Source organism: Marinobacter sp. PE14 (genome assembly GCF_053566155.1).
Genome location: NZ_JBQXNY010000004.1, coordinates 403825 through 425197 on the forward strand (window position 1 = coordinate 403825; position 21373 = coordinate 425197).

17 protein-coding genes are annotated in these 21373 nt (G+C 57.5%); 8 read left to right on the forward strand and 9 right to left on the reverse strand.

Annotated features, from left to right (window positions below):
* From gspL to gorA, 4 genes are read left to right on the forward strand one after another with little or no spacing between them, the layout of a single operon-like run.
* On the forward strand, positions 1-1305 hold the full coding sequence (gene gspL / locus ACWJ62_RS15400; RefSeq protein ID WP_449286973.1) for a type II secretion system protein GspL: 1305 nt from the start codon (positions 1-3) through the stop codon (positions 1303-1305).
* A 3-nt stretch (positions 1306-1308) separates the two neighbouring features.
* Positions 1309-1839 (forward strand): type II secretion system protein GspM, encoded by a 531-nt coding sequence (gene gspM, locus ACWJ62_RS15405; protein ID WP_449286974.1) that lies wholly within the window; start codon positions 1309-1311, stop codon positions 1837-1839.
* A gap of 56 nt (positions 1840-1895) precedes the next feature.
* On the forward strand, positions 1896-2567 hold the full coding sequence (locus tag ACWJ62_RS15410) for a GNAT family N-acetyltransferase (RefSeq protein ID WP_449286975.1): 672 nt from the start codon (positions 1896-1898) through the stop codon (positions 2565-2567).
* A gap of 28 nt (positions 2568-2595) precedes the next feature.
* Positions 2596-3957: a glutathione-disulfide reductase gene (gene gorA, locus ACWJ62_RS15415; RefSeq protein ID WP_449286976.1), complete on the forward strand. Its 1362-nt coding sequence runs from the start codon at positions 2596-2598 to the stop codon at positions 3955-3957.
* Between the two features lie 37 nt (positions 3958-3994).
* On the opposite strand, the gene ACWJ62_RS15420 is transcribed toward gorA, so the two are convergent.
* The 3 genes from ACWJ62_RS15420 to ACWJ62_RS15430 are packed head-to-tail and all read right to left on the reverse strand — an operon-like array spanning position 3995 to position 9091.
* A complete protein-coding gene (locus tag ACWJ62_RS15420) occupies positions 3995-5938 on the reverse strand; it encodes an ATP-binding protein (RefSeq protein WP_449286977.1) in 1944 nt (647 codons plus the stop codon).
* Complete coding sequence (locus ACWJ62_RS15425; protein ID WP_449286978.1) at positions 5931-6908, reverse strand: ABC transporter substrate-binding protein; 978 nt, start codon at positions 6906-6908, stop codon at positions 5931-5933. The genes ACWJ62_RS15420 and ACWJ62_RS15425 overlap by 8 nt, the downstream gene beginning before the upstream one ends.
* 32 nt (positions 6909-6940) lie before the next feature.
* Positions 6941-9091, reverse strand: a complete 2151-nt coding sequence (locus ACWJ62_RS15430; RefSeq protein ID WP_449286979.1) for a TonB-dependent receptor plug domain-containing protein — start codon at positions 9089-9091, stop codon at positions 6941-6943.
* A gap of 130 nt (positions 9092-9221) precedes the next feature.
* Here ACWJ62_RS15430 and ACWJ62_RS15435 point away from each other — a divergent pair, with 130 nt between their 5' ends.
* Complete coding sequence (locus ACWJ62_RS15435) at positions 9222-9866, forward strand: J domain-containing protein (protein WP_449286980.1); 645 nt, start codon at positions 9222-9224, stop codon at positions 9864-9866.
* A 14-nt stretch (positions 9867-9880) separates the two neighbouring features.
* On the opposite strand, the gene ACWJ62_RS15440 is transcribed toward ACWJ62_RS15435, so the two are convergent.
* The 4 genes from ACWJ62_RS15440 to ACWJ62_RS15455 form a co-directional block, all read right to left on the reverse strand.
* Positions 9881-10876, reverse strand: a complete 996-nt coding sequence (locus tag ACWJ62_RS15440; protein ID WP_449286981.1) for a bile acid:sodium symporter family protein — start codon at positions 10874-10876, stop codon at positions 9881-9883.
* Between the two features lie 3 nt (positions 10877-10879).
* Positions 10880-11557, reverse strand: coding sequence for a FadR/GntR family transcriptional regulator (locus ACWJ62_RS15445; RefSeq protein WP_449286982.1), 678 nt, complete (start codon positions 11555-11557; stop codon positions 10880-10882).
* Between the two features lie 81 nt (positions 11558-11638).
* Positions 11639-13135, reverse strand: coding sequence for a flavin-containing monooxygenase (locus ACWJ62_RS15450; RefSeq protein WP_449286983.1), 1497 nt, complete (start codon positions 13133-13135; stop codon positions 11639-11641).
* 84 nt (positions 13136-13219) lie between these two features.
* Positions 13220-14131 carry a LysR family transcriptional regulator gene (locus ACWJ62_RS15455; protein ID WP_449286984.1) on the reverse strand — a complete coding sequence of 304 codons (912 nt, stop codon included), beginning with the start codon at positions 14129-14131 and terminating at the stop codon, positions 13220-13222.
* Positions 14132-14231: 100 nt separating this feature from the next.
* On the opposite strand from ACWJ62_RS15455, the gene ACWJ62_RS15460 reads away from it, so the two are divergent.
* Positions 14232-15851: an NADH-quinone oxidoreductase subunit L gene (locus tag ACWJ62_RS15460; protein WP_449286985.1), complete on the forward strand. Its 1620-nt coding sequence runs from the start codon at positions 14232-14234 to the stop codon at positions 15849-15851.
* Positions 15848-18298: a YbcC family protein gene (locus tag ACWJ62_RS15465; RefSeq protein ID WP_449286986.1), complete on the forward strand. Its 2451-nt coding sequence runs from the start codon at positions 15848-15850 to the stop codon at positions 18296-18298. Before ACWJ62_RS15460 ends, ACWJ62_RS15465 begins: the two co-directional genes overlap by 4 nt.
* 30 nt (positions 18299-18328) lie before the next feature.
* On the opposite strand, the gene ACWJ62_RS15470 is transcribed toward ACWJ62_RS15465, so the two are convergent.
* Positions 18329-18601, reverse strand: coding sequence for a YebG family protein (locus ACWJ62_RS15470; RefSeq protein ID WP_008171158.1), 273 nt, complete (start codon positions 18599-18601; stop codon positions 18329-18331).
* A 211-nt stretch (positions 18602-18812) separates the two neighbouring features.
* Between ACWJ62_RS15470 and ACWJ62_RS15475 the strand changes: the two genes are divergently transcribed.
* Positions 18813-20363, forward strand: coding sequence for a CHASE domain-containing protein (locus ACWJ62_RS15475; RefSeq protein WP_449286987.1), 1551 nt, complete (start codon positions 18813-18815; stop codon positions 20361-20363).
* Between the two features lies 1 nt (position 20364).
* On the opposite strand, the gene ACWJ62_RS15480 is transcribed toward ACWJ62_RS15475, so the two are convergent.
* The gene (locus ACWJ62_RS15480; RefSeq protein WP_449286988.1) at positions 20365-21333 is read right to left on the reverse strand and encodes a beta-ketoacyl-ACP synthase III; all 969 of its coding nucleotides are present in this window, start codon (positions 21331-21333) and stop codon (positions 20365-20367) included.
* Between the last annotated feature and the right edge of the window lie 40 nt (positions 21334-21373).

Genomic DNA, 21373 nt, shown 5'->3' on the forward strand with positions numbered 1-21373 from the left:
ATGTCTTATCGCCTTTACGTCCGCCCAATACCGCCGTTTGCGGACGCTGACCAGGACCCCGGTGCCCAGATGTTCAACTGGGTCCTGCACGATGCCAGTGGCGATGCGCAGGCTCGCGGCGCAGGCGACAATCGCGAGACCATCGAGCATACCCTTGGCCAGAATGCACTGGACAATGTTTTGTTGATCGGCCTTATTCCCGGCGAAGAGGCGATTTATTGTCTGGCTGATATTCCCGCAAAGCAAAGCCGTTTTATCAATCAGGCGTTGCCCTACGCTGTCGAGGAGCAGATTGCCCAGGACATTGATTCTGTTCATCTGGCGCTGGGCACCCATACCGATCACGGCTACCGCGTAGCAGCCATTGATCGCGAACGCATGGGGCAGTGGGTGCAGCTGTTTAGCGGCTGGGAGCATGTTCGTCTGGATGCCATTTTTCCGGATGCCTCCTTGTTGCCGCGCACGGAGGGCGGCTGGTCGGTCTGTCTGGATGGCGAAACGGCAATGATGGTGAGCGAACGGGGCGAGTGGCTGAGTATGCAGTCTGCGAACCTGGGTATGTTTACTCACACGCTCGCTGCCCCGTCTGCGGAGGAAGTGGTGGCTGAAATTCCGGTCACGCTTTACGGCACCGCTGATGAATTTGATCTCCAGCAATCGGCCATCTCGGAGTTGAACGGTTCTGGCCGGCTTGCGGTTCGCAAGGAAGTTCTGGAGCTCATGCCATTGGAACTGCTGGCCTACGCCCATCACCATCATCTGTGCGAACCGGTAAACCTGTGCCAGGGCATGTTCTCGTCAAAATCGGGCAAGGCGAGTCCGCTCAAACCATGGAAGCCACTCATTGCGGTTGCGGCCGTCTGGTTCGTGGTTCAGGTGGCGTTGAATGCCGGAATGGGATTCTACTACCAGAATCAGGCTGAAAAATTGCGAAATGAGGCCATGGCGATCTATCGCGATGCGTTTCCGAATGACCGGCGTACCCATGCCGGCAACGTCCGGCGCGTGATCGAAGGGCAGCTGCGGGTTGCCGGCTCCAGTGGGCCGGAAGTGGACTTTATCACCCTGATGAAATATACCGGACAACAATACTCCCGTTTGCCGGGCAGCCAGGAAGTTAATTTCAATTCAGTGAATTACAGCCGCTCACGGGGTGAGCTGATCGTAGACGTAAGAGCCGATAGCTATGACCGGTTGAGCGCTCTGCGCAACGGCCTCGCGAACCAGGGGCTGGAGGCGCAGATCGGTTCGGTTGTGAATGAAGCGAGCGGCGCCCGCGGCCGCCTGACGGTCTCAGGAGGTTAAGGTATGCTTTCCCGAATCAAGGATCAGCCGGCGGTCGGCAAACTCATTGCACAGTATGATCACTTGCCCCGCCGAGACCAGCAGGCTCTGGTGGTGTTGGCCATCGCCGTTTTTCTTGGCCTTCTGTATTTTGCCGTCTGGCGACCGGCTGCCGGGTTCTACGACCAATCGGAAGCGGCCAGAGACAATGCCGGCGAGTTGCTGGCGTGGATGCAGGCGAACCAACGGACGATTCAGCGCCTTGGCAATACAGGCGGTGCCAGCACCACGACGTCGGCAGACAAGCCCGCGGACGGCCGTGCCCTGATGGCTCTGGTGACCCGTTCCGCGGGGGAGGCGGGTCTGTCGCTTCAGCGCTTTGAGCCCAGCGGTGAAGACGCCATCCGGGTCTGGCTTGAGAATGCACCTTTTGCAGAGGTTGCCGCGTGGTTAGAGCAATTGAATGGCGATCATGGTGTCATCATTGACCAGGCGGCCATGGACAGGGCCAGTGAGCCGGGGCGGGTGTCCGTTCGTCTCACGCTGGCCATCTGATTCTGAAAACCAGATTCCGGGCCTTTTGTCCGGAACTGACGCAAGAGAGGGAAGCGATGAGTAACGGCAGCGACAACAAGAACAAATCCGAGCCAGCCATTGTTCGCCTGGACGAAACGGCGCGGAATGAAGCCAGATCCATTCTGTTTCATGCCTATCGTAACGAGCCAACGTTCCAGTATCTGTTCGATCACCGGCGCCCCGGCTACGATCAGAGGGTGCGGGCGACCATAAGGGAGTTGATAGACCTTTATTTTGAGCTTGATCAGGATTCGATCGGGGTGATGGTTGACGACACACTGGTGGCCGTGGCGTTCATCGGGGATCCCGAATTAAGGATGAACCTGGCTGATCAGATCAGCTGGCGGATTCGTATGGTGCTGACTACGGGTTTTGCCTCTACACGCCGGTATCTGGACTACCACGAGAAAATTCGCGACATGCTGCCACAACCACTGGCACACCAGTTGCCCATGATGGGGGTCAATCCCAAGTACCAGAATCGCGGCTATGGCCGGTTGTTGTTGAAAACCGTTGAAAAGCTCTGTGCAGAGAATCCCCGCGGCAGTGGCCTGGTGCTTGATACGGGCAACAGTCGCTATTTGCCCTTCTACGAATCCGAGGGATTCCGTAGCCTTGGCAAGATACAGCTCGGCGATTTTGAGGATCACGTGCTGTTCAGGGAAGTGCATCCGGAAAGTAAAACGGCCGCGCCCGGCCAAACCTGACCTTATTTAATGTTTAACGGGAGAAGCTGTGTCTGACCAGCAGGATTTTGATCTGATCGTTATCGGAGCCGGCTCCGGCGGTGTTCGTCTCGCCCGAATGTCCGCCCAGCGGGGCGCAAAGGTGGCCGTGGTTGAATCCAGGTATCTTGGCGGAACCTGCGTAAACGTTGGCTGCGTGCCCAAGAAACTGTTTGTGTACGGGGCTCACGTTCACGATGAGCTGGAAGACGCAGCCGGCTACGGTTGGCAGGTTCCACTCGACGATGTCAGTTTCGATTGGCCGAAGCTGGTAGCCAACAAGAATGCCGAGATCGAGCGTCTGAATGGCATTTACGGCCGGTTGCTGGAAAACGCCGGTGTGACCATCATCGAAGGAACGGCGTCATTGTCAGACGCCAATACCGTGGTCGTCGGAGATACCTCCTATCGGGCCAAACACATCACGATTGCCACCGGCAGCTGGCCGGTTATTCCAGATGTGCCCGGCAAGGAATGCATTCTTACTTCCAACGAGATGTTCTACCTGCCGCAGCTGCCGAAGCAGGCCGTGGTCTGGGGTGGTGGCTATATCGCTGTGGAGTTTGCCGGCATCCTGGCCGGGTTGGGTGTTGACACAACCTTGCTGTATCGCGGTGATCTGTTCCTGCGCGGGTTTGATGGCGACATCCGACGGTTTACCGAACAGGAAATGCGGAAAAAAGGCGTAAACCTGCAGTTCGGTGTGACCATTGAATCGGTTGAAGCCGAGAATGCCCACTACCGGGTTCAACTGAACAATGGCGAAACCCTGGAGACTGGCCTGGTGATGGCGGCAACCGGTCGTCGAGCCCTGGTTGACGGTCTCGGTCTGACTGATCTTGGTGTTCAGCTCAGCGCCTCGGGTCATGTTGTCGTGGATGATCACTTCCAGACTGCCGTGCCCTCAATTACTGCGTTGGGTGATGTGATTGGAACTCCGCAGCTCACGCCGGTTGCCCTGGCACAGGGCATGGTGCTATCCAGACGTTTGTTCGGCGATGGCAAAGGCGAAATGGACTATTCGGCGATTCCAACGGCCGTGTTCTGCCAGCCAAACATCGGAACGGTTGGGCTGACCGAGGAGGAGGCCCGGGAAGCGGGGCATAGACTTCGGATTTACCGCTCGGAATTCCGCCCGATGAAATACACCCTCAGTGGTCGTGACGAACGGAGCTTGATGAAGCTGGTGGTAGACGACGAGACTGATCGCGTATTGGGTGCCCACATGGTGGGTCCGGACGCCGGTGAAATTACCCAGGGGCTGGCGGTTGCCATCAAGGCTGGTGCGACCAAGGCTCAGTTTGATTCCACCCTGGGCATTCACCCGACATCTGCCGAGGAGTTTGTCACCATGCGCGAGCCGGTGGCGTGATTTAGTGCCGGCGCCCGGTCAGGGCGCCGGAACCTTCCTAGAGTTTGATCCAGCGGCTGAGCACTTCGCGCAGCATTTCCTTGCGAACAGGCTTGGCCAGATAATCGTTCATGCCGCAGTCGAGACAACTCTTTTCTGTCCCGGGCAGAACGTCCGCCGTTAACGCAATGATCGGTGTCCCTATCTGGCCGTTGCTCTGTTCCCATTCCCGGATATAGCGGGTGGCTTCGTATCCGTCCATCACGGGCATCTGACAGTCCATCAGTATGATGTCGTAGCCCGTGTGATTAGTGGTCACCCTCTCCAGCGCTTCCTTGCCGTTGTTGGCGGAATCGGTATGGAAACCCAATCGCTTGAGCATAGCCGTGGCCACGCGCTGGTTCACCGGGTTATCTTCCACCACCAGGGCATGGCTAGTGCCATTAACAGTCTCCCTTGGCGGTGTACCGGAGGGCTCGGGCTGGCTGGTCCGATTCGCCAGCTCGAAGGGCAGCTCAAACCGGAATGAGGAACCCTTACCCAGATCCGTTTCCACCTGAATGTGTCCGCCCATGAGTTCAACCAGTCGCTGGACCAGGGACAGGCCAAGTCCGGTGCCCCCGTACAGCCGGCTGTTTCCGCCGTCGATCTGTTCAAACGAGTTGAAAATGTCCTGAAGGCGCTCACTCGGAATGCCGGAACCCGAGTCGCTGACGGAACAGTTGAGAATGATGCAGTTGTCTTCCAGAGCAAAAAAGCCCGCCTGGATATTGATAAAGCCATCGCCTGTAAACTTGATGGCGTTGTCAGCCAGCCCCGCCAGAATTTGCCGCAGACGCGCCGGGTCGCCGATAACAACGGGGCTGTCCGGCCAGTCGCCGAAGAACTTGAGATTGAGGGCAAGGCCCTGTTGCTCGGCGAGGTGTCGGTAGGTGGCGGTACAGTTGGAAATCAGCTCCCGAAGGTCGAACTCCTGGTTCTCGAGCTTCAGGGTGCCGCTGTCCATCTTTGAGTAATCGAGGATATCCGCGATCACGGTCAACAGATCCTCGGTGGACTGGCGGGCAGTGTTGAGATATTCCCGCTGGCGTTGGGTAAGGGGTTCTTCCTGGATCAGATCGACCATCCCAAGTACCCCGTTCAAGGGCGTACGCAGCTCATGGCTCATGGTGGCCAGAAATTCGGATTTTGCCTGGTTTGCCATTTCCGCTTTTTCGCGGGCCCCTTCGGAGGCGGCGAGGGTCTGGTCCCGCGCTGTTTTCAGACTGGCCAGGTGACGAGCCAACTGGTTCAGTTGCTCTTCAATGGCAACGATCTCCAGTGAACTCTGGTGAGTATTCAGAGAACGTTCCTGATAGTCACCATCGGTGAGCTTACCAATTCGCCCAGCGAGGTCCCGTATCGGTGCCAGAATCGCTCCGAGGAAATGATTGATGAGCAGAATGGTGAACAGCAGCAAGGCCACGCCAACGGCGATCGACGTCCACAGAATATCCTGTCGCCGTTCGGCAAGAACATCCTGGCTCACGCCAACCTGAACAGTGCCAACGCGCAGAGAACCGGAACCGAAGCCATAGTCCGGTTCAAACCACTCGGCAGTCCGTTCCGCACCAAATTCCAGGGGCTGCTGGAGAATTTCGGCTTCATAGATCTGGTCGCGCTCTGCGATTTCACCGGTGTTGACTGGTTCGTGGGAAACGAAGCCGATCTGCTCGCCCATTACGTCTGAGACGCGAATCCAGTCGGCCTTGCTGCGACGCAGCGACTGGGAAAGGATCTGGTCGAGTGCCAGGGTGTTGCCGGAAACAACGGCATACTCCAGGGCAGGGGCCAGGCTGTCTGCAAGGAGCTGGCTGCTGTCAGACAGATCCCTGCGGGCATCCTCAAGGCGTGCAGACGTGAAGAACACCATCAGCACGATGAACATGACGATGGCTGGCAGAGCTCCGAGGAGCAGCAGCTTTCGGGACAAGGGGCGCTGGTGTCTGTGGCTTTTATTCATCAGACGCCTCCCCATTGATCGTTAATTGTCGATCCACCCGTGTGGCGATATCCTCACGGCTGGGCAAGGGAATGTTCAGAGAGCGCGCAACCTGGGCGTTGACCTCTACCCGGAACTCTTCCGGATACGAGGGCTCCGGATATGCATCGGTTTCGAAAAACGTCGATAAAAAGTTGCCTGCCATCTCAACCATTTCAGGGAACGGGGCATAACTGGAGGCCAGGGAGCCTGCTTTAACGTAAGCCTGAGTGGGGCCGATGACGATCTGATTACGGCGGTAGGCAGTGAGCAGAATATGTTTGATGGTTCGGGGGTTGTAGATGGCGCTGTCGGGTGCTGCAAGCAAGAAATCGCCGTAACCGAGGGCCCGGACAAGCGTCGGGATCAGCTCATCGTTGCTGTCGACCAGAAAGATCTTCGCCGACATGCCGTAGGCCGGCAGTTCATCAATCAGGGGCTCGTACAGTTCGACGGAATCTGCGGTTGCCAGCAGAGCAATCTTGTTGGCCTGGGGCAAAATGGCCTTTCCCGTCAGAGCCTGGCGGATCAGCGGCACGTCGTACAAGACCGCCGAGATCTGGCCCGGCGACCGCTCGGCAAAGGCGGAGATAAAGGATCGGTCGACCAGCATGGCCAGGATCGCTGCGGAGCGGTTGGCTTGACGTGCCCGGGAGAAAGCGGCCGGTCCGATCGTAATTATCGGGCCGTTCTCCAGAGTGGCCAACTGGTCGTCGGAGACCTCGGTCAAGGACGTCGCTGGTCCCAGTTGCCGTTTCAGGAGCTGAATCAGGTGTTGATCTAAAGGGGCGTTGCCTGAGCCGACAAAATAAACAACCCTTGCCGGTGCTTCCTGGGCATTGGCAACCGTGGCGCAAACGGCGAAAAGCAGAATGCACAGGGCCTTGAGTAAAAGGCCCGGGTTTCCGCATCTACGCCGGTTTCGGTGAATCGTGCCTGTCCTTCGCTCCATACCGTCCAGGGCTCGCGCTTTCCTTGTTAAATTCAGAAACGAATACCAGCCTCAACAAAAAACTGGTTGTGATCCTCAATCCGGTTATCCGGGCTTATCCATGGCTTCGGGTTCAGATAATGCTGCATCGTAAGTGCCAGCATATAGCTGTAATCGGCTTTGTCCACCCGGCGGGCCAGACGGAAATCGGCTCGCTCAAATCGGGTTTCCCGTACTTCGTTGGTCCAGTACATGGCAGCGGAGGTCATGAAGCCCATTGGCAGATCCTGAATCCAGGCGAAACTGCCAGAGTCTCGGGCTGAGAGCCGCGCCAGCAGGTCCACAGCACGTTCCTGTTTGTCCACAGGCAGCGCCGCTGGATCGCCGGTGTAACGACCTTCCTGCTCAAGATAGGCGTAAGTGGCCCGGAGCTTGGTGCCGGAAAACTCCAGTGAGGTTTCCAGCTCAACGCCTTCCTGCTCCAGATCCACGTTGTTGGCGATGTACCATTCTTCTTCATTGATAACGCCACTGATCATGTCGTGGAAATCATCGTTGAAATAGCGAACTTCCACCGACAGCAGGGCGCTCTCGAGATGGAACTGACCGAAGTAGCTGATTTCCCGTGAGGTGATCCATTCCTCTTGCAGTTTCTGGCCGTAGGTGGAGGTCGTCGGGTCCAGAATGTCCGCAACTTCAATTCTCTGACCGTCCAGCGCTTCAAACGGTGCCTGCACATTTCTTGGTGTGTAGGACCAGTCAGGATTCTGTTCGAAGGCATCCGGCGTTCGGACGGCCCTCGAGAAAACGAAACGTACGGCGTGGTTGTTGTTCAGGATGAAGTTTGCGGCGGCCCTGGGCGAGAAATAATCTTCATCGGTGGTGGTGGTTCGCTCCCAGTTGCCGCCGGCGTTAAATGTCAGCCAACGGAAGGGCGAATACTCGGCATTGGCGAATACCCGGGACTGATAGTTGTCCCCTTTACCATTAAAGAAGGTTTCTGAATTAAATGAGTCCTTTCGATAGCCCACTCCGGAGACCAACTTGAATTCATCGCTGAAAATGATGGTGTCCTGAAGTTCGATTTCCTGCCGGGTTTCCTCGAGGTCTTCGTTCAAATCAGCAATGAACGGACCCTGGTTTTCGGGGAAGGGAGGGAACCCTGATGGCAGAAGCGCGTTGATTTCCGCTGCCGGGGCGGAAACTGTCCAACGCTGGCGTTGCCGTTGGTTCTGATAGCTTGCCTGAATATGATAGAAGTGATCAGGTGAAAAGGCTCCGTCGAACCGGACATGGAGATAGTAGTCGTCCATGATGATGTCCGGGTTGGAGATCGCACCCAGCTTACCGGACTTCTCGAGGTCCTCTTCATTTACGCCATCCAGCACGCCGGCGCGAACGTCGATGGAATGCTGACGATCAATCCGGAACACGCTGTCGAAATTGAAGTTGTTGATGTCGTGGCCATCGTGGAAGGGGATTTCCTCGCCGCCATCAATCTGGTTATCGAAGCCATTGGATTTGCGCTTTTCGTATGACAACCGCCAACTCTTGTCGGCATCGGTATCGCCCACTGACGTGAAGGTTCGCAAATGTCCCCGCGAGCCGACCGAGGTGTAGGCCTCCACGCCGGCGGTATCCTGAGGCGATCGGGTGATGATATTGATGCTGCCGAGGAAGGCGTTGATGCCGTAGGCCGCGGAGTTGGGGCCTCGACTCACTTCTATCCGTTCGATGTTTTCCAGAGCCACCGGCATGCCCAGCCAGTCCACGTCTGCAAGGCTGATCCGGTAGGCGGTTCGTCCGTCAATCTGAACCTGCAGCCGGCGCTGTTCGTACTGAGAGGTACCGTGGTAGGTTGCCACCGGATTGGTGCTGCCCCAATGACCAACAACCATGCCCGGGACCAGCCTGAGCGCCTCCACCAGGTTCATGACACCGAGATCACGGATCATGTCGCCGGTAATGATGGTGGTTGTGCCGGGAACCCGAAGCTTGGACTGACGCAGTCGTGTTGTGGTGAGCACTTCGGGAATTTCGCTGTGTTCGCCTTCCAGGGCAAGCAATCCGGGCATGAAATCGGGGGTTTCAGTCTGTGAACGCGCGGTGGCCGGTAGCAGCACCGTGAGAGCAAGGCTGACGCTGAGGCAGGTTACGAGAGGAAAACGGTTACTCGCTCCTGCCATTTTTGTCGATTGATGCATGGTTGACGTTCTATAATCTGCCGAGAAAAAGGATAAAGCGGTTTTATTATGATTGGGTCCTATCGTAAGGGACTACAGACGGTTTGTCTCTCTGAAATGTAATGAATCTCGGCCCGGGAGTTGCAGCTTTATGAATTGTTGGGAAATCCTTGGAATTGACCCGACCGGCGATCGTCGGAAGATCCAGGATGCGTATGAGCAACAGCTCAAATTCGCTTCGGAAGACGAGGCCAAAAGCCTGGAAGCGGCTTTCCGCGAGGCAGTAGGGGACGATCCAGGCCCGGTAAAACGGGCTTCTGAAACGGCTCAGACTGAATCGCATCGCGAGGTGCAGGACCAGGAACCTGATCGTCCGCTGGATGCCAACGAAGGCCAGGTGGTTCGTGAGGTGGTCATTCAGATCAAGGCCTTGCTCAATGACTCTTCAAGAAGTAAGGACCCGGGTATCTGGAAAGCCATTCTGGACGAGCCGCCCGCCGATGAGCCGCTGTTGCGACGCGAGATTGGTCGCCAGTTGGAGCCCCAGATACGGCCCATGGCGGAAAACGGCAGCTTTCCGGCACCGGTGGCTCAGTTTCTGGGGGAGTGGTTCGGTTGGTTCACTATAGAACAAGCCCCTGAGGCGGCCGACGATCGAAATTACCCGGAACCCGACATGGCTGAAGAGCAGGACGAACAGCCACCGCAAATGGTCAATTTCTGGCCGGCGGTAATTGGCTGGATTGTCGGGCTGGCGATTCTCGCCACACTCTTTGGCGGAATGGGCGGCGGTTAAGCCCGCCGCCCGGATCAGCCCGGTTTATCTGCATTCGCCCTTTCAATTTTTTCCCGGTACTTCTGGGCCAGGAAGGCTCCGACGATAACCTGTATCTGGTTGTAGCACATGATCGGCAACACGATCATGCCGAAGCCGGGGTGCCCCGAGAACAGGACCTTGGCCATGGGCAGGCCAGACGCCAGGCTCTTTTTGGAGCCGCAGAACACCACCGCGGCTTCATCCTCCAGGCTGAACCCGAATCGCCGCACCAGAAATTTAGCGAACACCATAAATAGCAGCAGTAGGCCCAGGCACAGTGCAATGGCGAAAAGGATGGCCTGCAGCGGCAGATTTTCCCAGAGTCCGCTTTCTACCGAGTGTGAAAAAGCGGAGTAGACGATCAGCCAGATCACGCACTGATCGTAGCGGGCCATCAGTGTTTCGTTTCTGCCAAGAAACCCGCCGAGCCATGGTCTGAGCGCATGCCCAACCGCAAAGGGCAGCAGCAACTGCAGAATGATGTCTTTCAGGGCTTCCGCCACGGAGAAATCTCCACCCCCGGATGTGCTTACCAACAGCAACAGCAGGAATGGCGTCAGCATCATGCCAAAGACATTGGAGGCCGCTGCGCTGCAGATTGCCGCCGGAACATTGCCCCGCGCCATGGCGGTGTAGGCGATGGAGGAGGACACCGCCGACGGCAGGACGCCCAGGTAAAGAAATCCCAGGCCAAGATCTTTCGGCATCCACGATGGGGCGATATTGCTGAGGCCGTTAATCGGCAGCACCGCCAGTGGAAAAAATACGAAGGTGAGCGATGTGATCAGAATGTGCAGCCGCCAGTGGGTGGCACCGGCAATAATCTGCTCGCGGGACAGCGCTGCGCCATGGAAAAAGAAGAGCAGGGCGACTGCGACCGTTCCGGCCGTCGCCAGTGCCTCGCCTGCCTCGCCAGTTGCAGGCAGGAAGGTGGCCAATACGATGGCGCCAAGGAGCAGCAGGGTAAAGGTGTCGATCCGGAACTTCATGAATCAGGACTCCCGGCGCTTCAAGGCCTGAAGGCTGGGTTTCAAAAGCGCCCGGGCCAGAGACTCCGCCTTGCCTTCATCCTGACGCCGGACCGCCGCGAGCAAGAGTTCATGGTCTTCCTGGGAGGGCTCAGGCAGGTCTGCATCGGTTTCGGTCTGCTCGATGGTCTGGCTGACGGCATGGGAAAAGTAATCGTAGAGTTCGATCAACGCTGAGTTATGAGACGCCGCAACCAGGGCGTGGTGGAAGGCTTCATCGTGCCGGATGCGAGCCTGCAGGTTATCTCCCGCTTTGGCGCGAGCATCCAGGGCTGAGGTCATGTGCCGGAGATCCTGTTCTGTACGCCTGTGCGCTGCCAGCTTGGCGGCCTCCGTTTCCAGCATGATCCTGACCTCCAGCTGCTCCGCCAGCTGGGTGCGCGCAATTCTGCGCAGTGTTTCACCGGCATCCCGTGTCGCCCGCACATAGGTGCCATCTCCCTGGCGGGTTTCCAGCATTCCCACGTGTACCAGCACCCGAACGGCCTCGCGAACGGTGTTGCGGCTAACTCCGAGGGATTCGGAAAGTTCCGATTCCACGGGCAGGCGGTCGCCAACCGACCAGTCACCTTTCTCGATGGCGTTTCTGAGGCTCTCGATGGCGGTCTCGACCAGCGAACCTTTACGAATACGTTCCAGCATGGTGTTTATCATCCTTCAAACCGATAACCCAATCATCCTATGAATATGACCGAGGTTCAAGGGCGAAAGGCTTTTACCCGATTAACTCGCGGTTTGGCCGGGATAAAGAAACTGGTAATCAGCGGTGTCTACCCGGCGGGTGGCGAATCGGTAGGTGAAGGTGAATCCCGGCCAGTTAATGGTATTCCGGCCATGTTCATCCAGGTACCAGGAGGTGCAGCCGGAGCTCCAGACCGTGTCTTCCAGGCCCTGTTGAACCACATGGGTGAAGCGGTCCTGTCGGTCTTGCCGCACATCCATGGCGGAGTGAGGGTACTTTTCCAGCGCCTCCAGACATTCCAGAACGTAGCGAAACTGGGACTCGAGCATGTACAGGATCGAATTGTGGGCCAGGTTGGTGTTGGGCCCATAGAGCATGAACATGTTGGGGAAGCCGCTGACAGTGATGCCTTTGAAAGCGCCGGCGCCGTTCTGCCAGGCCTCGTTCAGGGTCTTTCCGCCCCGGCCTGTTATCCGGATGGGTGACAGGAACTCCGAGGCCCGAAAACCGGTGCCGCAGATAATGGCGTCCACCTCATGGTGGTGTCCCTCCCGCGTAATAACGCCGGATTCGTCAATGTGGTCAATAGGGTCAGTAATAAGGTTCACGTTCGGACGGTTGATGGCCGGATACCAGTCGTTGGAAATCAGGATCCGTTTACAGCCGATCTTGTAGTCCGGAATGATGTTCTTGAGCTTGGCGGGATCTGTGACCTGTTTTCTGGCCTCCCGTTTTGCCGTGTTCGCGTAATACTCGAGAAGGCCGCTGAATTTGGTGAAAGCGAGGGCGCGACTCTCGTTTTTCCAGTAAATGAGGTAGCGATAGAGGCGATCCCAGGCAGGCACTTTCTGGAACAGCGTCTGCTCCCAACGCTTGAAGGGCCGATCCGGCTTGGGCAGGACCCAGGCCGCCGAGCGCTGGAACAGATCGAGCTGTTCTACCTTCGGCGCAATCTCCGGAACAAACTGGATGGCACTGGCGCCAGTACCGATGACCGCTACCCGTTTATCGGACAGGTCGTAATCATGATCCCAGCGGGCTGAATGGAACATCTTGCCCTTGAAACGGTCCAGGCCCTTGAGGTTTGGCCAGGCAGGTTGATTGAGCTGTCCGGTCGCGGTGATGAGTACGTTGGCGGTCAGTTGCTCACCGTTTGCGAGGGTCACCGTCCATTGATTTGATTGGTCGTCAAACGCGGCTTCCTGCACCTCGGAGTTAAACCGGATGTGACTGCCCAGGCGATATTTCTCAACGCAGTGCTCCATGTAACCGAGTATTTCGCGCTGCAACCCGAATTTCCGGGACCAGTCGTGCTTGGGTTCGAAGGAATACGAATAAAAGTGGGACTGCACATCGCAGGCGGCACCGGGGTAGGTGTTATCACGCCAGGTGCCGCCGACCCGGTCGGCTTTTTCCAGCAGGGTCAGGTTGTTGAAACCCGCCAGTTTCAGTTTGATGGCCATGCCCAGACCACCAAAACCGCTACCGATAATCAGAATGGACGGGTGTTCTCGCAGGCTGGCTTGGCTCATGATCATATATCCGGCGTTATTATTGTCGTCTTTCCGCTTCAGTATACGGATGTAAGTCAGCCTTATGGATGACATTTTTCGCCACTCGAGCTAGTCAGAATGACCAATCGGCGTGCGGGTCAGGAAATTGTCCTGAGTCTGGGATAGCAGTTCCCTGAGTGCCGGCGTCTCGAACTGGCGCCGGATACTGATGGCATAGAACTCCTCGAAGACGCCCGGCAAGGCGCCGTAGTCTGCAAGGGTTCCGCTCTTCATTTCGTCCCGCACGACCACCGGAGGCATGATGGCGAAATGACCGGTATCCCGTGTAAGAAGTCGCATCATCGCCATGTCATCCACCTCGGCGGCGATGTTGGGACGCAGCCTGTGATACTCGCACAACTGGTCGAAGGCCTGGCGTATGTTGTTGTCCTGGCCCGGCACAATCAGGCTTCGGCCACGCAGCACGTCGACGAAATCGCCCTGAACGTCTATTCCCCGGGGCCCGATGATGCTGACCGGCTGTTTGGCAATCAGCCGCGACCGCCAGGGATTCTGTTCATCTCCCTGTACCGCCTGGTTTGCGAGGATCAAGTCCAGTCGATGCGCCGAGAGGCGTCTTAGCAGCTCATCCATGTGGCTACTTTGCAGGCTCAGTTCCAGGTCTTCCCGGTTCAGCAGCGGTTGCAGGAAGCCTTCCTGGAAGTTACGGGAGAGGGTGGCCACCGCCCCGATCCGGAGTATCTCGCGGTTTGGTTGAGCGCCGGAGGCAAATAATGCCGTCAGTTCCTCACCCTGGCGGAAGATCTCCTCGGCGTAGGAGAATGCCATTCTCCCGGCTTCAGAAAGTTTGAGACGCCGCCCCTCGCGAATGAAGAGGTCGTGCCCCAGGCTGTCTTCCAGCTTGCGTATCTGACCCGATAGCGCCGACTGCGAAATATGCAGCGAATCAGCAGCCCGCGTCAGGTGGCCGGTTCGGGCGACCTTCCAGAAGTAGTAAAGGTGGTGGTAATTCAGCTTCATGCTATTTCGTTCTCTAAAAACGAATGATCTGATAATTATAAACCATTTTTTATATGTGACGAAGATCGGCAAAGTACTTGCAATCAGGAGGTTTGCAAGTATGAATCCAATCGCCGAATTTTCATTGGTCGCTATCCTCGCAATCTGGCTGCTGCTGCCGGTCGGTCTCTTCCTGCTTGCCGGGTTGACTGGCTGGCTGAAGAATCCACTGAAACTGAACCACTGTTGGCGACTTGCCGGATGGGCGCTGTTGGCCTCCATGGTCGTTTCGGTCGTGATGGGAATCCTGCTCTTGATTCAGCCCCATATAGGAGGCGACAGCAATCGTTTGGCGACCCTGGGTGGGCGATTCGGCCTCTATCCAGACGGGATAGCGGTCTGGATGGCCACGATGGTGGCTTTTATAGGCTGGGTTATTCTTCGGTTTGCAGACAACTACCTCAGCCAGGACCCAGGCCGTGACCGTTTCCTTCCCTGGTTTCTGGTGACGGTTTCCTCTGTTCTGGTGCTGGTGTTTACCAACCATCTGCTGATTCTGGCTGGCGCCTGGATTGGTGTCAGCCTGGCCCTGCATCATTTGCTTACCCTTTATCAGGACCGGCCCCAGGCGCGAATGGCGGCGGTGCAGAAGTTCATAGTCAGCCGGGTAGGCGATGCGCTGGTGGTCTCTGGGGTGGTGGCGCTCTACCTGCATTACGGTACGTTTTACCTGCCAGAAATGATTCAGAATGAGGGCGCCCGTGCCGGTGGCTCAACAGCGCTGACAGTTGCCTCGGTCGCTCTGGCTCTGGCGGCGGTTCTCAAGTGCGCCCAGATTCCCTTTCACGGCTGGCTCATCCGCGTTATGGAAGCTCCCACGCCCGTGTCCGCGCTGCTCCATGCCGGGGTCATCAATCTTGGCGGTTTCCTCTGGCTGCGTTTATTCCCGGTGTTTGACGGCTTTACGGCCGGCCACATGATTCTGCTCGTGATCGGCGGCATGACTGCGGTCGTTGCGGTTCTCACCATGATGACCCAGTACTCGGTCAAACATGCCCTTGCCTGGTCAACCTGTGCGCAGATGGGCTTTATGCTGTTCGAAATCGGCATGGGGGCCTACACACTGGCACTGCTGCATCTGTTGGCCCATTCGCTGTACAAGGCGCACTCGTTCCTGGCTTCCGGTCGCACGGTGGCCGTATCGGCAGCAACCCGTTTTCCCGAGTCTCCCTCTGCCAGCAGGCTCTCCTGGGCCGGGCTTACCGGCCTGTTGGCGGCGGCGATCCTGGTTCAGTTCCCATGGATTGTAGAAAACAATCCGGTTTTCGGAGCATTGCTGGTGCTGGCGGTATCAGCGGCTTCCATGGGCATCCCGGCCGGAGCGACAAGAGCGGTGAAGCTGAGGCTTGCAGGTCTGGCAGTGCTCCTGGTTCCGCTGTACTCATTGTTGCATCTTCTCATCGGCCCGGCGGTTCCGGAGCAGGAAGGGTTTGTTATCCCCGGGATTGCTCTGGGTACGGCCGCCACCCTGGTTACGCTGCTCGCCGTGTGCTCTTTGATGATCGTATTCGGCGCCCGTTTCCCGGCAACCCGTGCTCTAAGTGTTCATTTTCGTCAGGGTCTTTACCTGGAGCTGCCCTTTGATCGGCTGACCCGCTTGCTGGCGGCGGAGGCTTTGAAGGTGCCAGCCATGTTCCGCAGGGTTCCCCATCATCCGTTCAGACTTGAGGAGAGATCATGAGCGACGTGAGCGCGCCGTTACCGGAACTGCAGTTGCTGAGCGATGACTGGCGGAAGCCGATTAAACGGGCCTGCGACCTGATTGCTCCTGTTTGGCCTCTCGATCAGTGGATAGCGGTGAATCCGTTCTGGGGGCTAAGACACTTTCCGGCCCCGCGGGTTGATCAGGTGCTCAACGAACGCGCCGGGTTCAGTTTGCTGATGCCGACCGAGTTTTACCGGGAAGCCTGGGAAGGTGGCCGGATTCGGGAAGACGATCTGGGGGCAAGTATTGCGGAGCGCGGCGATGAGCGGAATACCGCCTGGTACCTTGAGTGGCTGGGTCGAAAGGGGGCCATAACGGCGCCACTGCGCGGTTCCATTCTGGATACCTTTGCGAATGCCCGCGAGGAGGCCGGCGTTCTGACAGAAACCGTTTGCGACCAGGTTTCTCGCGTTTGCGGCGCCTTTTTCGATCAGCGCCAGAGCCGATGGTCGGTTGCGGGCAGCCAGGTCAGTGAGGGCCTGTTCGGCTTTTGGCTTGAATCAGTCAGGCAGGATCTGGCGCTTGATTTTACGACCGGGTTGAAAGGGGCCCGCGCGCTCTTCAAGACGGTTCCGGACGACAGGGATCAGGCAGTACAGGATGCCCTGAGTCGGATCGGCGCTCGTGGAGATGAGTTGGAAGCGCTGTGCCATAGCCTGTTGTTGAGAGTGAACGGCTGGGCCTCCTGGTGCCGCGGAGAAGACTGGCGGGCAGGCCTTGAGGGGCGTTCATCCGATCGTTGTGAGGATATTCTGGCGATCATGTTGGTCTGGGAGTCCGCAGGGGTAGCCTTCGCCTCGACGGCACAGAAAGCAGAGTGGCAGAGGCAGAGAGCCCGCGCGAGTCGCAGGGGCGACTACGATGATCGCAGCAGGCTGTGGGTGTGGCAGCGTGCCTTCGAGATTGGGTACCAGCGCACCTTGTGGCAGGCACTTGATTTTGCGCCGGTAAAGCAGGCGTTGCCAGATTCCGTGCGGGGGATACCGGCAGCGCAGGCCGTTTTTTGTATCGATGTTCGCTCTGAAGTGATGCGACGCCACCTTGAAGAAGCGTATCCCGACGTGCAGACGCTCGGATTCGCCGGCTTTTTCGGAATGCCAATCGATCATCAGCAACACGGACCGCTTGCCCCGGCCCGCCGACTGCCGGGCCTTTTGCCCGCGTCTTTCCGGTTGATTGATACCAAAGGCAGCCTGCGGGAGGATCTGGCAGTGAATCGCTCTCTCGATCAGAGAGAGATCGCTCGTGAATCGGTCAGAAAGGCGAAATACACCAGCTTGTCGACGTTCACACTGGTCGAGACGACCGGTTTGGCCTGGGCCTGGAAACTGGTGAAAGATACTTTGAAAAAGGGCCACAAAACCTGCCCTGACCAAGTTGTAGAGGGGCGCCTGGTACACAGCCACGGAGGCGATCCGCTCTCTGATGCCGAGAGGGTTGCGCTCGCGGCCAATATGCTCCGGGGAATGTCTCTGACCAGTGGTTTCGCGCCTTTGCTGGTACTTGTTGGCCATGGCAGTCATACCGATAACAACCCGAACCAGGCTGGTCTCGACTGTGGTGCGTGTGGTGGCCAGAGCGGCGGCGTGAACGCCCGGCTTGCAGCAAGCCTGGTCAATGATTCACAGGTCAGGGCGGGGCTTGCCGACGAAGGTATCAGAATTCCGGACTTCACCTGGGCGGTCGCTGCCGAGCACTGCACAGCAACGGACAAGGTAACGATTGCTGATCGTCATCTGATCCCGGACTCGCACATGCAGCACCTGGCAGATCTGGAAGCCGGATTTGAAGCAGCCGGTATCCGGGCGCGAAAAGAGCGGGCAACGCCGCTGAAATTGAACGGACTGGACGACCATAACCTCAAGCAGGCCATGGAAACCCGGACCCGGGACTGGTCCGAGGTTCGTCCGGAGTGGGGGCTGGCCAATAACGCGGCAATCATCTTCGCCAGGCGCAGCAAGACCCGGGGCTGCAACCTGTCCGGCCGCGTATTCCTGCACGATTACGATCCGACTCTGGACGAAGATGGCGGTCTTCTGGAGGCTTTGTTGGCGGCACCGATGATCGTCGCCAACTGGATCAACCTTCAGTACTTTGCTTCGGTAACGGTTCCCGACGTTTATGGCTCGGGCAACAAGCTCCTGCACTCCGTGGTTGGCGGGAATGTCGGCGTTGTCGAAGGTAATAACGCACGGTTGAGAATTGGCCTGCCGCTGCAGTCCGTCCACGATGGCACTCATTGGCGCCATGAACCAGTTCGTCTAACTGTTCTGATTGATGCGCCGGAAGATCGGATTGAGTCCGTGTTACGTCGCCAGCCAGATGTGGCGGCTCTGGTGGAGAACCAGTGGGTCAGTTTGCATCGGATGTCTGGCCAGGGCGTAGAGCGTTATGACAATGGCAGCTGGGTAGCCGTGGCTTGAGAGGAGGGCGGCCGCGCCGCCCCTGTCCTGCTATTCCTGTTCTGCGTTCAGCAGCTCGGGCTTCTTGAGAGCTTTCTGGAACAGGTCTTTGTCCTCCGCTATGGCCATGGCGCAGCGTTCGGCCAGATCGTCGCCCAGGCCTTCAACCTTGCGCCCAAGGAATACCTGAATTTCCTCCGCCAGTTCGAGCACTTTGTCCCGGGCGTCGGCTTCGGCTTTTGAAGTGAACAGCATCGTCTCAGGATTTTTCAGTGCCATATCCAGGCCGTCCCTATCAGAAAAGTAGACTGCTTGTACTGCCATGGTTATTCCTCGCAGTGGAGTGCAAATTACTGTACAAAAAAACAGTATAACTGAGCAGGCATTTTGGTGCCAACGCAATTCCATGCAAAGTCGGAGGCTGGTTTTACATACGCGCACATCTCAGGATAGCCGAGGTACGTAGAATATATGTCGGCACCAATCCTTTCGGGGAATTGAGGTGTTAACTGATCGACTCAAGAGGTGTTTCACGTTGTCCGCAGCAGGTTTCCCGAAACGGCGAATAGTCCTTCCAGCCGTGGCTGCTCTCATTGTTGGCGTCGCTATCAGTCTTGCGCTGGGGCGGCTGTTTTATATTGAGGAATCCAGAGCGGTCAAACTGGAGTTCAAGGCAGACATCGAACAACTCTCGGGCAGCATCGAACGGGAAGTTCTTCTCAACCTTGAGATTCTCTACGCTCTCAAGGCTGCGGTAGGGATCATGCCCGAGATGACGCCGGCACGGTTCGGAACCCTCACCAGAAACGTGCTGGATCGTTCTCCTGCCATCCAGGCGTTCGCCTGGGCACCTCTGATAGAACAGGATGAGCTGACGGATTTCACCCGCAATCAGCGTGAGGCTTTCCAGGACTTCACTGTTACTCAGTCAGGTCCGGACAGTCTGGTTTCCGTTCAGCCCAGGGATCTGTATGTGCCAGTCCAGTACATTGAGCCGCTTGCCGATAATCGCGCAGCCCTTGGATTCGACCTTGCTAGCGAAGAATCCCGTTTTGAAGCCCTCTCTCAAGCCGGGGTGTCCGGAGAGATGGTGGCTACGGCAGGCATCAGGCTGGTTCAGGAACCTGAAGACCAGAAAGGGTTTCTCGTCTTTGCCCCCTTGTACGAAATCCAGCCGGGCCCTGCAGGGCCAACGGCGGAAGCCTATCACTATGGGTTTATCAACGGCGTCTTCCGTGTTGGTGAGCTGGTCAAACAGGCCGTCGGCAATGAGCTGAGGACAGATCTCCTGTTGGAGGTAATTGATCGAACGGGTGGCAACGAGACTCTGCTCTACAGGTCTGGAAAGCCGGACGCACAGAAATGGCAGCAGGACGACCGATACCGGGCAGGGGAGTTTGAAATCGCGGGCCGTCAGTGGACGGTCGAAGCCGTTCCTTCCGCGGCGTTAATACGTGAGAAACGCGGCGTATTGCCGATCTTTGTCAGCTCCGCAGGCATCATCCTTGTCTGTGTTGTGGTCGGTTACTTTCTTGCCGGTGCCAGAAGAAACCTGCAGTTGAGCGACGCGAAGGCCGAGCTGGAGCGGATTTCACTTACCGATTCGCTTACCGGGTTGGCGAACCGCAGGCACTTCGACGCCGTGCTTGAGCAGGAAGTTCGGCGTGCCAGCCGTGAACAAACCAGTCTGTCACTGGTCATGATTGATATCGATTTCTTCAAGGGATACAACGACGAGTATGGTCATCCTGCGGGCGATCGTTGCTTGCGACACGTAGCGGACATTCTCCGGGATATGGCCAAAAGGCCCGGAGACCTGGTGGCGCGCTATGGTGGCGAGGAGTTCGCGATCATCCTGCCTGACACCGACAATCCCTGCCTTATGGCCGAGTCTTGTCGAAAAGCAATCTACGACAGGGCAATCCCGCACACCCTGTCATCGGTTGCGGAAAGGGTGACCATCAGCCTCGGCGTGACCACGACAGCCGTGGCAAACGAGGTAACCCCGGCAGAGCTGGTCGACAAAGCCGATGCAGCGCTTTATGAAGCCAAAGAGGCCGGGCGTAACCGGGTGTGCCGGGGCTGAATCAGTACCTCAGCAAAGCCGAACCCCAGGTGAACCCGCCGCCAAAGGCCTCCAGAAGAAGCACTTCGTTGCGCTTGATTCGCCCATCGCGCACGGCCACATCAAGGGCGAGGGGGATAGATGCAGCGGACGTGTTGCCATGCTCATTGACCGTCACCACGACCTGGTCCATGGACATGTTCAGCTTTCTTGCCGTCGCCGATATGATGCGGAGATTGGCCTGGTGCGGAACCAGCCAGTCGATCTCCGATTTCTGCATCTGGTTGGCTTCGAGGGTTTCGTCAACGATCTTGCCCAAGGTGTTCACGGCCACCTTGAACACCTCGTTGCCTTTCATTTCTACAAACGCACGCCCGGCTTTCACCTGGTCGTAGCCATCGGCAATGCCGCAGGGTACGTGTAGCAGGTCGGCATACTGGCCATCCGCATGTATATGGGTAGAGAGGATGCCGGTTTCTTCATCGGCTTCCAGGATCACAGCGCCAGCACCGTCTCCGAACAGCACACAGGTACCACGGTCTTCCCAGTTGATAATGCGGGAGAACACCTCGGCGCCGATGACCAGGGCCTTTTTGCTGCTTCCGGTCTTGATGAACTTTTCCGCCGTTGCCAGTGCGTAGACGAAGCCGCTGCAGACAGCCTGAATATCGAAGGCAGGGCAGCCGTGGATGCCAAGGCGCGCCTGGAGAATACACGCAGAGCTGGGGAAAATCTTGTCCGGCGTGGAGGTGGCGAACACGATCAGATCGATGTCTTCCGCCTTGATGCCTGCTGCGTCAATGGCGTTTTTGGCCGCCTGCTCCGCCAGATCCACCGTAGTCTGGCCTTCAACGGCAATATGACGTCTTTCGATTCCCGTGCGCTCGCGAATCCATTGGTCGGTGGTGTCGACCATTTTTTCGAGGTCTTTGTTGGTAACAATGTTTTCAGGCAGGTAGGAACCGGTGCCGGTAATTCGTGCAAAGGTCATTCGCAAGTGTCCCGAGGCGTAACTGGATAACGTACTTCCA

Bases quoted from the DNA above. Each gene is read 5' to 3' on its own strand.
- gspL (WP_449286973.1), top strand. From the start codon at position 1: ATGTCTTATCGCCTTTACGTCCGCCCAATACCGCCGTTTGCGGACGCT.
- gspM (WP_449286974.1), top strand. From the start codon at position 1,309: ATGCTTTCCCGAATCAAGGATCAGCCGGCGGTCGGCAAACTCATTGCA.
- ACWJ62_RS15410 (WP_449286975.1), top strand. From the start codon at position 1,896: ATGAGTAACGGCAGCGACAACAAGAACAAATCCGAGCCAGCCATTGTT.
- ACWJ62_RS15420 (WP_449286977.1), bottom strand. From the start codon at position 5,938: ATGAATAAAAGCCACAGACACCAGCGCCCCTTGTCCCGAAAGCTGCTG.
- ACWJ62_RS15425 (WP_449286978.1), bottom strand. From the start codon at position 6,908: ATGGAGCGAAGGACAGGCACGATTCACCGAAACCGGCGTAGATGCGGA.
- ACWJ62_RS15430 (WP_449286979.1), bottom strand. From the start codon at position 9,091: ATGCATCAATCGACAAAAATGGCAGGAGCGAGTAACCGTTTTCCTCTC.
- ACWJ62_RS15435 (WP_449286980.1), top strand. From the start codon at position 9,222: ATGAATTGTTGGGAAATCCTTGGAATTGACCCGACCGGCGATCGTCGG.
- ACWJ62_RS15440 (WP_449286981.1), bottom strand. From the start codon at position 10,876: ATGAAGTTCCGGATCGACACCTTTACCCTGCTGCTCCTTGGCGCCATC.
- ACWJ62_RS15445 (WP_449286982.1), bottom strand. From the start codon at position 11,557: ATGCTGGAACGTATTCGTAAAGGTTCGCTGGTCGAGACCGCCATCGAG.
- ACWJ62_RS15450 (WP_449286983.1), bottom strand. From the start codon at position 13,135: ATGATCATGAGCCAAGCCAGCCTGCGAGAACACCCGTCCATTCTGATT.
- ACWJ62_RS15455 (WP_449286984.1), bottom strand. From the start codon at position 14,131: ATGAAGCTGAATTACCACCACCTTTACTACTTCTGGAAGGTCGCCCGA.
- ACWJ62_RS15460 (WP_449286985.1), top strand. From the start codon at position 14,232: ATGAATCCAATCGCCGAATTTTCATTGGTCGCTATCCTCGCAATCTGG.
- ACWJ62_RS15465 (WP_449286986.1), top strand. From the start codon at position 15,848: ATGAGCGACGTGAGCGCGCCGTTACCGGAACTGCAGTTGCTGAGCGAT.
- ACWJ62_RS15470 (WP_008171158.1), bottom strand. From the start codon at position 18,601: ATGGCAGTACAAGCAGTCTACTTTTCTGATAGGGACGGCCTGGATATG.
- ACWJ62_RS15480 (WP_449286988.1), bottom strand. From the start codon at position 21,333: ATGACCTTTGCACGAATTACCGGCACCGGTTCCTACCTGCCTGAAAAC.